Below are 11,963 nucleotides of genomic sequence, written 5' to 3'. Positions count from 1 at the left end.
AAGCCCCGAGCCTCGCACAGGATGTGGACAATGTCGATACAGCCGGGGCGCGGCGGGCCGGCGCGGGGAATGGGTTCTAATAGCGCCATGGAAAATCCGCAAGACATCGAACGCCGGCTGCTGGACCTGGAAGTCAAGGCCAGTTTCGCAGACGACCTGCTGGAACAGCTGAACCAGATCATCGTGCGCCAGCAGCAGCAGATCGACCGCCTGCAACGCGAAGTGGCCGACCTGCGCCAGCAGGCGCCCGAGGGCGCGGCGCCGTTCCGCAGCCTGCGCGACGAACTGCCGCCGCACTACTGACCCCGGCCGCTCCAGGGCGCCCGGTCGCTCCCGTCTGCCCCCCACCACCCGCCACAGCTGGCCCGGCCTGCCCGGATCGCCTGCCGCCTGTTGCCGGCTGCGTGGCATCGCCACGACGGCCGTGCCATTTCCTCTGCTCCACGCCGCGCCCCAGCAAGGCGTTGCGCCGGCTATCGCTGCCATTGATGGAGAATAATTGCTCGAAATTACTTATTCATTCCATTTATGGAAAAATCTTTTACCGATATACGGGTTTATCCCTAGTGATATCCGGCGCACTATGGAGCCATCGGGAAACAACAACGAACCACGACGGATGGGCCGCCGGATTCGCTCCCAGGCTTCTGAAATCGGAGATTCACCATGAAAAAGACCCTTGCCTCTGCCCTGCTGCTGTCCCTGGCCGCCCTGAGCGCCGGCGCCTACGCCGGACAGAACATCGAACCGAACAACGTGCCCTTCCAGGGCGTTTACGGCACCCCGTATGAAGGCCCGAGCCGCGCCCAGGTGCAGGCCGAGCTGGCCGCCGCCAAGGCCGCCGGCCAGGTCTCGAATGTCGAGCCCAACGACATGCCGTTCCAGGGTGTGTATGGCGCCCCCCAATCCGGCGTGACGCGCGCGCAAGTGCAGGCCGAACTGGCCACCGCCAAGGCCGCCGGCCAGGTCTCGAACGTCGAACCCAACGACCTGCCGTTCTCGGGCGCCTACCACCGCGTCAACTGAGCACGGCCTGACGATTTACCCCTCCCCTTGTTGTACCTTGGCCGCCCCTGCCGGGCGGCTTTTTTTGCGTCCGCGCAAGCCGACCGGCGCGGGGCGGAAACGGTCCGAGACAAGACGCGGGCGCTTCGCGTACCATCGCATCTAGCCATCAATAGGTTGCCCACGCAGCCTTGACAACAACGAGGGAGCCCGCAATGAAAACCATCCGTCTCATCGCTTTCGCACTCGCCGCCGGCGTCACGTCCGGACCGGTCCTGGCGGCGCCCGCCGTCATGCTGAACAATGCCCTCATCACCCAGATTTCCAAGGCGGACAAGCCGGCCTTCCACCAAGCGGTGGCCGAAGCGCTGAACAACGCCGCCGACGGCCAGAGCGTCAACTGGTCCAGCACGCCCAAGCGCAAGGCCGCGCCGATCACGGCCAAGATCACGCCGCTGCAGACCAGCACGTCGGGCGACCGTACCTGCCGCCTGCTGGAAGGCGATTTCGCGCGCACCAGCACCACCGAAACCTGGAAGTTCTGGTTCTGCAAGCAACCCGACGGCACCTGGAAGGCCAGCGCCAACTAAGTCCGAGGCCGGCTTTGCCGGCGCCAAGAGCCGTTTCATCGCGCAGCGCCTTCGGCTGGGGCGGCCCATCCAGGGGCCCCGTCATCCCGAGGCGGTCCGCCAATAAAAAAACGCCCGCGTCATCATGCGATGACGCGGGCGTTTTACCTTGCGGCCGGGCGCGAGCGCGTGGCGATCAGCCTTCGACGCGGTTGGCGTCCAGCACCGTCAGGGCCGTCATGTTGATGATGCGGCGCACGGTCGAGCTGGAGGTCAGGATGTGCACCGGCGCGTTGGCGCCCAGCAGGATCGGGCCCACCGCGACGTTGCCGCCGGCCGCCGTCTTGAGCAGGTTGTAGGCGATGTTGCCGGCGTCCACGTTCGGGCACACCAGCAGGTTGGCCTCGCCCTTGAGCGTCGAGGACGGCAGGATGCGCAAGCGCAGGGCTTCGTCCAGCGCGCAGTCGCCATGCATCTCGCCGTCGATCTCCAGTTCCGGCGCGGCTTCGCGCACCAGTTCCAGCGCGCGGCGCATCTTGGCGCCCGAGGCCGAGCTGCCCGAGCCGAAATTCGAGCGCGACAGCAGCGCCACCTTGGGCGCCAGGAACATGCGGCCCACTTCGCGGGCGGCGGCGATGGTGAACTCGGCGATCTGCTCGGCCGTCGGCTCATCGTTGACGTGCGTGTCCACCAGCACCACCGTGCGCTCGTTGAGCAGCAGGATGTTCATGGCGGCGTAGACGTTGGCGCCCGGGCGGCGACCGATCACTTCGTCGATGAAGCGCAGGTGATCGTGATAGGCGCCGACCGTGCCGCAGACCATGCCGTCGGCATCGCCCAGGTGCACCATCATCGCGCCGATCAGGGTCAGGCGGCGGCGCATTTCCACGCGCGCCATTTCCTTGGTGATGCCGCGGCGGCACATCAGTTCCCAGTACGTGGTCCAGTACTGGTGGAAGCGCTCGTCGTATTCCGGGTTGGTGACTTCGACATCCTCGCCCAGGCGCAGGCGCAGGCCGAACTTCTCGATGCGCGACAGCAGCACGGCGGGACGGCCCACCAGGATCGGGCGCGCCACGCCTTCGTCGACGATGACCTGCACCGCGCGCAGCACGCGTTCGTCCTCGCCCTCGGTGAAGACGATGCGCGACTTGCCGCCGTTGCGCACGATACGCTTGGCCGCCGAGAACAGCGGCTTCATGAACGCGCCGGAGTGGTAGACGAACCGCTGCAGCTGCTCTTCGTAGGCTTCCAGGTCGGCCAGCGGGCGCGTGGCCACGCCGCCTTCCATGGCGGCCTTGGCCACCGCCGGGGCGATGCGCACGATCAGGCGCGGATCGAACGGCTTGGGAATCAGGTACTCGGGGCCGAACGAGATGTCGTAGGTGCCGTAGGCGGCGGCCACCACTTCGTTCTGCTCTTCCTCGGCCAGTTCGGCGATGGCGTAGACCGCCGCCTTTTCCATTTCACGCGTGATGGTGGTGGCGCCCACGTCCAGCGCGCCGCGGAAGATGTACGGGAAGCACAGCACGTTGTTGACCTGGTTCGGGTAGTCCGAACGGCCGGTTGCCATGACGACGTCGTCGCGCACGCCGTGCGCCACTTCCGGCAGGATTTCCGGGGTGGGGTTGGCCAGCGCCAGGATCAGCGGGCGCGGGCCCATCTTGGCCACCATCTCGGGCTTGAGCACGCCGCCGGCCGACAGGCCCAGGAACACGTCCGCGCCCTCGATCACTTCGGCCAGCTTGCGGGCGTCGGTCTTCTGCGTGAAGCGTGCCTTGTCCGGATCCATCAGCACGGTGCGGCCCTCGTACACCACGCCCTCGATGTCGGTGACCCAGATGTTTTCCAGCGGCAGGCCCAGGTCCACCATCAGGTCCAGACAAGCCAGCGCGGCCGCGCCGGCGCCGGACGTGACGACCTTGACCTTGTCGATCTGCTTGCCCACGACCTTCAGGCCGTTGATGAAGGCGGCGGAAACGGTGATGGCGGTGCCGTGCTGGTCGTCATGGAAGACGGGGATCTTCATGCGCTCGCGCAGCTTGCGCTCGACCGTGAAGCACTCGGGCGCCTTGATGTCTTCGAGGTTGATGCCGCCGAAGGTCGGCTCCAGGCCGGCGATGATCTCGACCAGCTTGTCCGGATCGGTTTCGTTGATCTCGATGTCGAACACGTCCAGGCCGGCGAACTTCTTGAACAGCACCGCCTTGCCTTCCATCACCGGCTTGGAGGCCAGCGCGCCGATGTTGCCCAGGCCCAGCACCGCGGTGCCGTTGGAGATCACCCCCACCAGGTTGCCGCGGCCGGTGTAGCGAAACACATTGGCCGGATCAGTCACGATTTCTTCGCAGGCCGCCGCCACGCCGGGCGAGTACGCCAGGGCCAGGTCACGCTGGTTGGTGAGCGGCTTGGACGCCACGACGGAGATCTTTCCCGGGGTGGGAAACTCGTGGTAATCCAGAGCGGCCTGGCGGTCTGCTTGCGAATTCATGGGGCGGCGCCTCCTAGTCTTGAACAGGAAAAATTCTAGGGCGGCAGGCATAAGGTGTTCATTCGGATTTAATATTGTCACATCACCTTTTTCTTATGCCTTGTCTATGACACCGTTTTCGCCGGACGAGGTGCTCCGGAAACTGACCTCGCGGCTCAAGATGCGGCATCTGATGCTGCTGCTGCAGATCGAGCAGCACGGCTCCCTGACCCGGGTGGCCGAGCACATGGCCACCAGCCAGCCAGCCGTGACCAATGCGCTGGCCGAACTGGAAAGCATGTTCGACGTGCCGCTGTTCGAACGCTCCGTGCGCGGCATGACCCCCACCCCCCTGGGCGCCGTGGTGCTGGCGCGGGCCCGCGCGCTGGTGCACGACCTGGGCCACCTGGTGCAGGAAATGGAGGCCGTGGCCGCCGGCCAGGCCGCCCACCTGCACATCGGCGTGATCCCGTTCGTCTCGGGCCAATTGCTGTCGGCCGCCATCGCCCGCACCATGCCCCAAGGACGCGGCATCACCGCCACCATCCATGAGGGCCAGGGGCCGGCCCTGCTGCGCCAGTTGCGCGACCACACGCTGGACGTGGTGGTGGGCTGGGCCACGCCGTCGGTGGACCTGGGCCAGATCGACTTCGAAGTGCTGTATCACCAGCCGCCGCGCCTGATCGCCAGCCGCCGCCTGGCGGCGCGGCTGGGCCGCGCGCGGCTGGAGTGGAACATGCTGGCCGACCTGGACTGGATCCTGGGCACGCCGGACAGCCCGATCCGCGAGCAGGTGGCCGACATCTTCCTGCGCGCCGGCCTGGCGCCGCCGACGCCCTCGGTGCAGAGCGATTCATCCAAACTGATCGGCGAGATGATCGTGGCCAGCGACCGCGCCGTGTCGATCCTGCCGGCCGACATCGCCGACGAGCTGGTGCGTATCGCCGGCGCGGCGATCGTGCCGTATTCTTTCGACTGGACCTTGCCGCCGATTTCGCTGTTCACCCGCGCCGACGGCTTGCGGCGCAATGTCGACGCCCTGTTCGCGGCGGCCTTGCGCGACGTATTCAGCCGCCACGGCCGGGCCTGAGGCCGCCCGCGCCCGTTTCGGCACACCACGGAGCCCGCCCATGCGCGCCAACCCGTTCGTCATGCATCGCAGCGCCCTGCCCGGGGTGCAGGCGGTGGCCGCGCGCAGCGCGCGGGCGTTTGCGCGTCACACGCACGAACAGTTCGGCATCGGCGTGATGCGCCAGGGCGGGCAACTGTCGCACAGCGGCCGCGGCCAGGTCGAGGCGGGGCCGGGCCAGGTGATCACCGTCAATCCCGGCGAAGTGCATGACGGCGCCCCGGTCGGCGGCGAGCGAGCCTGGCAGATGCTGTACCTGGATGCGGCGGTGGTGGCCGACAGTGCCGAGGCGCTGCCGGGCGGCGCCAGCTTCGAGTTCGAACATCCGGTGATGGACGCGCCCGTGCTGGCGGCCGACCTGCTGTCGCTGTACGCGCTGGCGATTGCCGGCGGCGAACCGCTGGCGCGCGACACGCTGTTGTTGCGGGTATTGGCGCGCGCCCGCCGCCAGGCGGCGCCCCCGCCTCGGCCCGGCGTGCCCGCCGGCATCCGCCACGCGCTCGGCCTGATCGACGACGCGCCCGCCGCCGCGCTGTCGCTGGCCGATCTGGCCGGGGCCAGCGGCCTGAGCCGTTTCCAGGTGCTGCGCGCCTTCAGCCGCGCCACCGGCATGACGCCGCATGCGTACCAGATGCAGCGCCGCCTGCTGCTGGCGCGCCGCCTGCTGCGCCAGGGCATGGCGCTGGCCGACGCCGCCGCGGCCGCCGGCTTTGCCGACCAGAGCCACATGACGCGGCTGTTCTCGCGCGCCTATGGCGTGTCGCCCGGCCGCTACGCCCAGGCCGCCACGCGCTGACGGCGCGATCGGCTGATCCGCCGCAATTTCGTTCAAGACGCCGGGCGCCGCCCGCGCCTACGCTGCGGCCTTGTCCTGATTCCGGCCGTTTTCCATGAACCGAACCCAAGGGTATGCCTGCCTGGCCGCCGCCATGGCGCTGGTGGGCAGCACCGTCGTCGCCAGCAAGATCATCGCGGCGGGGCTGCCGCCCTTTACCGCCACCACGCTGCGTTTCGCGCTGGCGCTACCCTGCTTCGCGCTGCTGGGGTGGCTGACCGGCACGCGCTTGCCGCGCCTGGGCGGTCGCGACTGGCTGCTGCTGGCGGCGCAGGCCATCGCCGGCAGCGTGGGCTACACCACGCTGCTGATCGCCGGACTTGGGCGGACCTCGGCGGTGGATGGCGGGGTGATCCTGGGCAGCCTGCCGCTGGTGTCGGCCGCCATCGCCATCGCGCTGCTGGGCGAGCGGCCGGGCAAGGCCACGCTGCTGGCCATCGCCACGGCGGCGGCGGGCGTATGGCTGATGACGCCCGGCCCCGCGGCGCCGGGCGCCGGCTCGTGGATCGGCAATGCGCTGGTGCTGGGCGCGGTGGTGTGCGAGGGATTGTTCATCCTGCTGCAGAAGCGGCTGCGCGTGCCGCTGCCGCCCCTGGCGCTATCGACGGCGATGTGCGCGCTGGGCCTGGCCGTGTGCCTGCCGGCCAGCCTGATGGAGGCGCCGTGGACGCTGGCGCTTTCCACCGAGGCGCTGCTGGCGGTAGCCTATTACGCGCTGGTGCCGACCGTGGCCGGCTTCGTGCTGTGGTACGCCGGCGCACAGCGTGTTGCCGGCACGGAAGCCGCCCTGTTCACCGCCATCGCGCCGGTCTCGGCCGTGCTGCTGGCGGCCCTGCTGCTGGATGAATCGCTGTCGCGCCACCAACTCGCGGGCATGGCCTGCGTGCTGGGCGCCGTCCTGATCCTGGGCCGGACCCGCAAGCCGGCCTCCATTACGAGGTAAGCCATGCTGTTTCGTCACGCGAGCGCCATCTGGCGCGATTATCCCCAGCTGGCCGTCGGGGCCCTGCATATGCGCGGTATTCATCGGCAGGCGCGGGTCGACGCGCAGGCCGAGCCGTTCCTGCGGCAGGCGCGCCTGCGCCTGGACAGCGCCAGCGAATCCGACCTGCCGGAGATCCAGGCCTGGCGCCGCGCATTCGCCAGCATGGGCGTCAAGCCCACGCAATACCGCTGCGCTTCGGAGGCCCTGCTGCGTCGTTTGCGCAAGGAGGGGGCGATGCCGCCGCTGCATCCGCTGGTCGAACTGTGCAATGCGGCCTCCATGGCCTACGCGATTCCCGTCGCGGCGCTGGACGCGCAGCGCCTGGGATCGGCGCTGGAAGTGCGCCACGCCAACGGCACCGAGCGCTATCTCACGTTCGGCGGCGATACCGAGCATCCCGAGCCGGGGGAAGTCATCTATGCCGATCCCGAGGGCCGCGCGCACGCGCGCCGCTGGACCAATCGCCAGAGCGGCCTGTCGGCGGTGCACGACGGCACGCGCGAGGTGCTGATCGTGGCCGAGGCCTTGCATGCCGACGCCGCGCGCGACATCGCGCGGCTGACCGAGGCGCTGCGCGCGGCCCTGGCCGAAGTGTGGCAGGCCCCGGCGCGGCACGCGCTGCTGACGGCGCGAGCGCCGGACTTCGAGGTGGCCAGGGATTGAGCCCAGGGCGTCGCGGGCGGAACGCGGACGCCCCCGGGGCGCCGGCGCTCAACCGCGGCTGAACGCCAGCGCGAAATCGTCGGAGAAGATATCCGCCAGCGACTGCCGCAAGGCGGCGGCGCGCTCGGCGCCATAGGCCGCCTCGAAGCGGCGCTGTGCGTCTTTCCACAGGCGCTTGGACTCGGCCAGCTTGGCGCGGCCGGCATCGGTCAGGGCCACGCGGCGGCTGCGGCCATCGCGCTCATCGCGCGCCATGCGCACGTAGCCGTCGCGCTCGAGCGGCTTGAGGTTGTGCGCCAGGGCGGAACGGTCCAGCACCATGGCGCGCGCCAGGTCGGTCATGGACGGCGTGCCGGCGCGCGCGATGTGCACCAGGATCGAATGCTGCGACACCTTCAGCCCGCAGGGCGCGAGCACGGTGTCGTAGAGCTGCGAGACGCGCCGGGTGGCCTTGCGCAAGGCAGCGCCGTTGCAGATCAGCGGGTCCGGGGGGATGGCGGAGGAATCGGCGTCGGACATGATGGGTTCAGGGAGCACGGCAAGTTCATAACGCTACTGCCGCGCCAGAGCGGAGTCTAGCGCATTCTTGACATTTATTGGCATATGCACGTAAATTTTCCGCACCCTTCCCTCTGGCTTCCCCGACCATGTCAGCCACCCGCGCCGCCGCCACGCCCCGCCCCGCCAACGCGCGCCTGCAGGCGATGCTGCACGCGCCGATCGCGCCCACGCTGGCGCGGCTGGCGTGGCCCAATATCCTGATGATGCTGGCGCAGTCCGCCACCGGCCTGATCGAAACCTGGTTCCTGGCGCGCCTGGGCACGCCGGTGCTGGCCGGGGTGGCGCTGGTGGTGCCGGTGCTGATGCTGATGCAGAACATGTCACAGGGCGCGATGGGCGGCGGCATCTCGGCGGCGGTGGCGCGCGCGCTGGGCGCGGGACGGCAGCAGGAGGCCGACCAGCTGGTGCTGCACGCGGTGGTCCTGAACGCCGCGCTGGGCCTGGCGTTCTGCGTGCTGCTGCTGGCCTGCGGTCCACGGCTGTATCGCGCCCTGGGCGCCGACGGCGCGACGCTGGACGCGGCGCTGGCCTATTCCAATGTCATCTTCGGCGGCATCGTGCTGATGTGGCTGATGAACGCCTTCGCCAGCGTCATCCGCGGCACCGGCAACATGCTGGTGCCGGGCGCGGTGATCTGCGGCGGCGCGCTATTGCTGGTGCCGCTGTCGCCCTGCCTGATCTTCGGCTGGGGCCCGTTCCCGGCGCTGGGCGTGGCGGGCGGCGGCTGGGCGCTGGTCTGTTACTACGCGGCAGGCACGCTGCTGCTGGGCGGCTATTGCCTGAGCGGGCGCAATGCCGCGCGCCTGACCCGCAGCCGCCTGCACCTGAGCCTGATGCGCAGCATCCTGCGGGTCGGCGCGCTGGCCACGCTCAATCCCTTGCTGACCAACGGCCTGGTGGCGTTGACGGTGGCGCTGGTGGGCGCCTACGCCGGCACCGCCGCGGTGGCCGGCTACGGCATCGCGGTGCGGCTGGAATACCTGATGATCCCGCTGGCGTTCGGGCTCGGCGCGCCGATGGTGGCGATGGTCGGCGCCAACATCGGCGCCGGCCAGCCCGAACGGGCGCTGCGCATCGCGCTGACCGGCGGCGCCATGGCGTTCGCGCTGGCCGAGGTCATCGGCCTGGCGGCCGCGCTGTTTCCCGAATCCTGGCTGCGCCTGTTCGGCGCCGAGGACCACATGCTGGAAGCGGGCGCCGCCTATCTGCGCATCGTCGGGCCGGTGTACGGCTTTTTCGCGCTGGGCTTCTCGATGTACTTCGCCTCGCAGGGCGCGGGGCGCTTGAAATGGCCGCTGTGGGCCGGCGTCCTGCGCCTGGCCACCGCCATCGGCGCGGGCGGCGCGGTGCTGCGCCTGACCGGTTCGCTGGCCTGGTTCTTCGCGGTCGCCGCGCTGGCCATGGTCCTGTACGGCCTGGTGATCCTGGCCGCCGTGGCGTCGGGGTCCTGGTTCGAACGCGGCCACTTGCGCGAGTCGCGCCTGGCGGGGCGTTGAGCCGCGCCAGCTAGCCCCTGTCCTCACCGGGAACGGGCTCGGCCCGCCCTCGGGCGCGGGGCGCATCGCGCAACGCGTAGGCCACCAGTTGCTGGGCATAGGCCGGCAGCTCGCCGCGCACGCACAGCACCAGGTCGCGCACCGCCCAGTCATCCACCAGCGCCACCCGCCGCACGCCGGCGGCGCGGCCATGGCGCACGGCGGCGACCCGCGGCATGATGGCGATGCCCACCCCCTGTCCCACCAGGCGGCAGACCGCGTCGAAGCTGCGCAGGCGCACGCGGTACGACAGCACCTTGCCACTGCGGCGCGCATGATGCGCGATGTGCTCCTGCAGTGCGCTGCCTTCCACAAGGCCGACGAATTCCTCGTCCGCCACGTCGGCCAGCAGCGCGGTCTGGCGCCCCGCCAGGGGATGGTCCGGCGGCACCACCAGCGCCAGCGGATCATGGCGAAAACGCCGCACGTGCAGGCCATGCAGGTCGGTCGAATCGGCCAGCACGCCGATGTCGCAGGTGCCGGCGCGCAGGGCATCGGCGATTTCGTAGCTGAGACGTTCTTCGAGGTCGACCGACACGCGCGGGTGATCCTTGAGGAAGTCGCCCAGCACCGCCGGCAGGTATTCGCTTAGCGCGGTGGTGTTGCACAGCACGCGCACGTGGCCCCTGAGCCCCTGGCCGTAATGATCCAGTTCGCCGCGCATGCGGTCCATCTGCGCCAGGACCAGGCGCGCGTGATGCGCCAGCGTGCGGCCCGCCGGCGTGGCCTGCACGCCCCGGTGTTCGCGCAGCAGCAGCGGCACGCCCAGCGTTTCCTCCATGCCGCGGATGCGCTCGCTGGCCGACGCCAGCGTCATGTGCGTACGCCGCGCGCCGGCGGTGATGGAGCCGGTCTCCTGCACATTGAGGAAAAGCCGCAGATCGGTCAGGTCGAAGCGCATGACGAAAAGCGTAGCACGCCAGCCTCAGGCTGCTCCATAGGCCGCCTATGCCAGATCCCGATAGGGACAGGCGCCACCCCGGGCGCAGAATGCCCGCATCCACCCATCGAAAGCGGGGTATTCCCATGAAAAATTCCCTTGGCGGCCGCCGGGCCGCGGCCTGGTGCGCGGCGTTAGTGGCGGCGCTGGCGCTGCATTCCTCAGGCCTTGCCGAAGCCAACGGCGTCCTGTCGGCCTACGCCACGCCGGTACAGCAATACGCGCTGGCGCTGGAGGCCCAGACCCAGGGCGATTATCCCGCCATGCTGGCCTGGCTGCGGGCGGCGGCGCGCGCAGGCCATGCGCCGGCGCAACGCATGCTCGGCATCGCGCTGCTCGGCGGCCCGGCCCTGTATGGGGCCGGCCAGTCCGCCGATCTTTGCGAAGGCCGCCTGTGGTTGCTGCGCGCGGCCGCCCAGGGCGCGGGCGACGACGTCGCCTATGCCCTGTTCGGCCGGCCACGCGACGCGCTCACCGCGCACTGCGAGGCCTCATGAGCGCCAACGACCTGCTGGGCGCGGGCACGCCCGCGCTGCTGGCCGCGACCGCCGCGGTCTTCGTGCTGGCGGGCGTGGTGAAGGGCGTGGTGGGGTTGGGCCTGCCCACCATTTCCATGGCCATGCTGGCCTTGGTCATGGCGCCGGCGCAGGCCGCCGCGCTGCTGATCGTGCCGTCGCTCATCACCAATCTGTGGCAGGCGCGGCCATGGCCGACGCTGATGCAGGTGTTGCGCCGCATCGCCACGCTGCAGGCGGGCGTGTGCGTGGGCACCCTGGCCGGCGCGGCGTGGTTCGGCGCGCCCGCCGGCCATTGGGCCAGTGTCTGCCTGGGCATCGCGCTGGTGGCCTATGCGGGCTGGGGCCTGTTCGGCATGCCGCCGGCGGTGCCGGCGCGCCACGAGGGCGCGCTGGGCGTGGTGATGGGCATGGCGACCGGCCTCATCACCGCGGCGACGGGGGTTTTCGTGATTCCCGCCGTGCCATACCTGCAGGCCCTGAACCTCGGCAAGGACGGCCTGATCCAGGCGATGGGCATCTCGTTCACGGTGTCCACCGTGGCCCTGGCGGCGGGGCTATGGCTGAACGGCAGCTATTCCCCGGGCGCGGCCGGCGCCTCGGCGCTGATGCTGCCGCCGGCGCTGGCCGGGATGGCACTGGGGCAATGGTTGCGCGGCCGGCTGTCGGCGCGCGCGTTCAAGCAATGCTTCATGGTCAGCCTGGCGCTGCTGGGCGCCTACCAGGTGGCGCAAGGCCTGGCCGGGTAGGCGCCCG

At 69.9% G+C, this 11,963-nt stretch carries 13 protein-coding genes; 10 read left to right on the top strand and 3 right to left on the bottom strand.

The features are described from left to right. Positions 1–87 precede the first annotated feature (87 nt). From HV742_RS10640 to HV742_RS10630, 3 genes are all read left to right on the top strand, one after another. Positions 88–303, top strand: a complete 216-nt coding sequence (locus HV742_RS10640; protein WP_049075772.1) for a SlyX family protein — start codon at positions 88–90, stop codon at positions 301–303. A gap of 363 nt (positions 304–666) precedes the next feature. Beyond that, the gene (locus HV742_RS10635) at positions 667–1,026 is read left to right on the top strand and encodes a DUF4148 domain-containing protein (protein WP_175145039.1); all 360 of its coding nucleotides are present in this window, start codon (positions 667–669) and stop codon (positions 1,024–1,026) included. Between the two features lie 194 nt (positions 1,027–1,220). Then, entirely contained in the window at positions 1,221–1,595 is a 375-nt protein-coding gene (locus HV742_RS10630) for a hypothetical protein (RefSeq protein WP_175145037.1), read from the top strand. A 175-nt stretch (positions 1,596–1,770) separates the two neighbouring features. On the opposite strand, the gene HV742_RS10625 is transcribed toward HV742_RS10630, so the two are convergent. Then, positions 1,771–4,065, bottom strand: a complete 2,295-nt coding sequence (locus HV742_RS10625; protein ID WP_175145036.1) for an NADP-dependent malic enzyme — start codon at positions 4,063–4,065, stop codon at positions 1,771–1,773. Between the two features lie 106 nt (positions 4,066–4,171). Between HV742_RS10625 and HV742_RS10620 the strand changes: the two genes are divergently transcribed. The 4 genes from HV742_RS10620 to HV742_RS10605 all read left to right on the top strand — a co-directional run bounded on the left by HV742_RS10620 (position 4,172) and on the right by HV742_RS10605 (position 7,656). Next, complete coding sequence (locus HV742_RS10620) at positions 4,172–5,134, top strand: LysR substrate-binding domain-containing protein (protein WP_054415354.1); 963 nt, start codon at positions 4,172–4,174, stop codon at positions 5,132–5,134. A gap of 40 nt (positions 5,135–5,174) precedes the next feature. Then, positions 5,175–5,969: an AraC family transcriptional regulator gene (locus tag HV742_RS10615; RefSeq protein ID WP_175145034.1), complete on the top strand. Its 795-nt coding sequence runs from the start codon at positions 5,175–5,177 to the stop codon at positions 5,967–5,969. Positions 5,970–6,063: 94 nt separating this feature from the next. After that, positions 6,064–6,951: a DMT family transporter gene (locus HV742_RS10610; RefSeq protein WP_175145033.1), complete on the top strand. Its 888-nt coding sequence runs from the start codon at positions 6,064–6,066 to the stop codon at positions 6,949–6,951. Positions 6,952–6,954: 3 nt separating this feature from the next. Beyond that, positions 6,955–7,656, top strand: coding sequence for a B3/B4 domain-containing protein (locus HV742_RS10605; protein ID WP_175145031.1), 702 nt, complete (start codon positions 6,955–6,957; stop codon positions 7,654–7,656). A gap of 48 nt (positions 7,657–7,704) precedes the next feature. Here HV742_RS10605 and HV742_RS10600 read toward each other — a convergent pair whose 3' ends face one another. Then, complete coding sequence (locus HV742_RS10600; protein ID WP_049075790.1) at positions 7,705–8,175, bottom strand: MarR family winged helix-turn-helix transcriptional regulator; 471 nt, start codon at positions 8,173–8,175, stop codon at positions 7,705–7,707. A gap of 185 nt (positions 8,176–8,360) precedes the next feature. On the opposite strand from HV742_RS10600, the gene HV742_RS10595 reads away from it, so the two are divergent. Further along, positions 8,361–9,713, top strand: coding sequence for an MATE family efflux transporter (locus HV742_RS10595; RefSeq protein WP_175145093.1), 1,353 nt, complete (start codon positions 8,361–8,363; stop codon positions 9,711–9,713). A 10-nt stretch (positions 9,714–9,723) separates the two neighbouring features. Here HV742_RS10595 and HV742_RS10590 read toward each other — a convergent pair whose 3' ends face one another. After that, complete coding sequence (locus tag HV742_RS10590) at positions 9,724–10,653, bottom strand: LysR family transcriptional regulator (protein ID WP_059272458.1); 930 nt, start codon at positions 10,651–10,653, stop codon at positions 9,724–9,726. A gap of 125 nt (positions 10,654–10,778) precedes the next feature. On the opposite strand from HV742_RS10590, the gene HV742_RS10585 reads away from it, so the two are divergent. Continuing rightward, positions 10,779–11,189 (top strand): sel1 repeat family protein, encoded by a 411-nt coding sequence (locus HV742_RS10585; RefSeq protein WP_175145029.1) that lies wholly within the window; start codon positions 10,779–10,781, stop codon positions 11,187–11,189. After that, entirely contained in the window at positions 11,186–11,956 is a 771-nt protein-coding gene (locus HV742_RS10580; RefSeq protein WP_175145027.1) for a sulfite exporter TauE/SafE family protein, read from the top strand. Before HV742_RS10585 ends, HV742_RS10580 begins: the two co-directional genes overlap by 4 nt. The last annotated feature ends 7 nt before the right edge of the window (positions 11,957–11,963 follow it).

The sequence above is a fragment of the Achromobacter ruhlandii genome, from assembly GCF_902859695.1.
GTDB classification, from domain to species: Bacteria; Pseudomonadota; Gammaproteobacteria; order Burkholderiales; family Burkholderiaceae_B; genus Achromobacter; species Achromobacter ruhlandii.
This window is presented reverse-complemented; position numbering and strand designations above follow the sequence as displayed.

Coding starts and splice junctions, on each gene's coding strand:
- HV742_RS10605 (WP_175145031.1), top strand. CDS start 6,955: ATGCTGTTTCGTCACGCGAGCGCCATCTGGCGCGATTATCCCCAGCTG.
- HV742_RS10635 (WP_175145039.1), top strand. CDS start 667: ATGAAAAAGACCCTTGCCTCTGCCCTGCTGCTGTCCCTGGCCGCCCTG.
- HV742_RS10630 (WP_175145037.1), top strand. CDS start 1,221: ATGAAAACCATCCGTCTCATCGCTTTCGCACTCGCCGCCGGCGTCACG.
- HV742_RS10600 (WP_049075790.1), bottom strand. CDS start 8,175: ATGTCCGACGCCGATTCCTCCGCCATCCCCCCGGACCCGCTGATCTGC.
- HV742_RS10615 (WP_175145034.1), top strand. CDS start 5,175: ATGCGCGCCAACCCGTTCGTCATGCATCGCAGCGCCCTGCCCGGGGTG.
- HV742_RS10590 (WP_059272458.1), bottom strand. CDS start 10,653: ATGCGCTTCGACCTGACCGATCTGCGGCTTTTCCTCAATGTGCAGGAG.
- HV742_RS10580 (WP_175145027.1), top strand. CDS start 11,186: ATGAGCGCCAACGACCTGCTGGGCGCGGGCACGCCCGCGCTGCTGGCC.
- HV742_RS10585 (WP_175145029.1), top strand. CDS start 10,779: ATGAAAAATTCCCTTGGCGGCCGCCGGGCCGCGGCCTGGTGCGCGGCG.
- HV742_RS10595 (WP_175145093.1), top strand. CDS start 8,361: ATGCTGCACGCGCCGATCGCGCCCACGCTGGCGCGGCTGGCGTGGCCC.
- HV742_RS10640 (WP_049075772.1), top strand. CDS start 88: ATGGAAAATCCGCAAGACATCGAACGCCGGCTGCTGGACCTGGAAGTC.
- HV742_RS10625 (WP_175145036.1), bottom strand. CDS start 4,065: ATGAATTCGCAAGCAGACCGCCAGGCCGCTCTGGATTACCACGAGTTT.
- HV742_RS10620 (WP_054415354.1), top strand. CDS start 4,172: ATGACACCGTTTTCGCCGGACGAGGTGCTCCGGAAACTGACCTCGCGG.
- HV742_RS10610 (WP_175145033.1), top strand. CDS start 6,064: ATGAACCGAACCCAAGGGTATGCCTGCCTGGCCGCCGCCATGGCGCTG.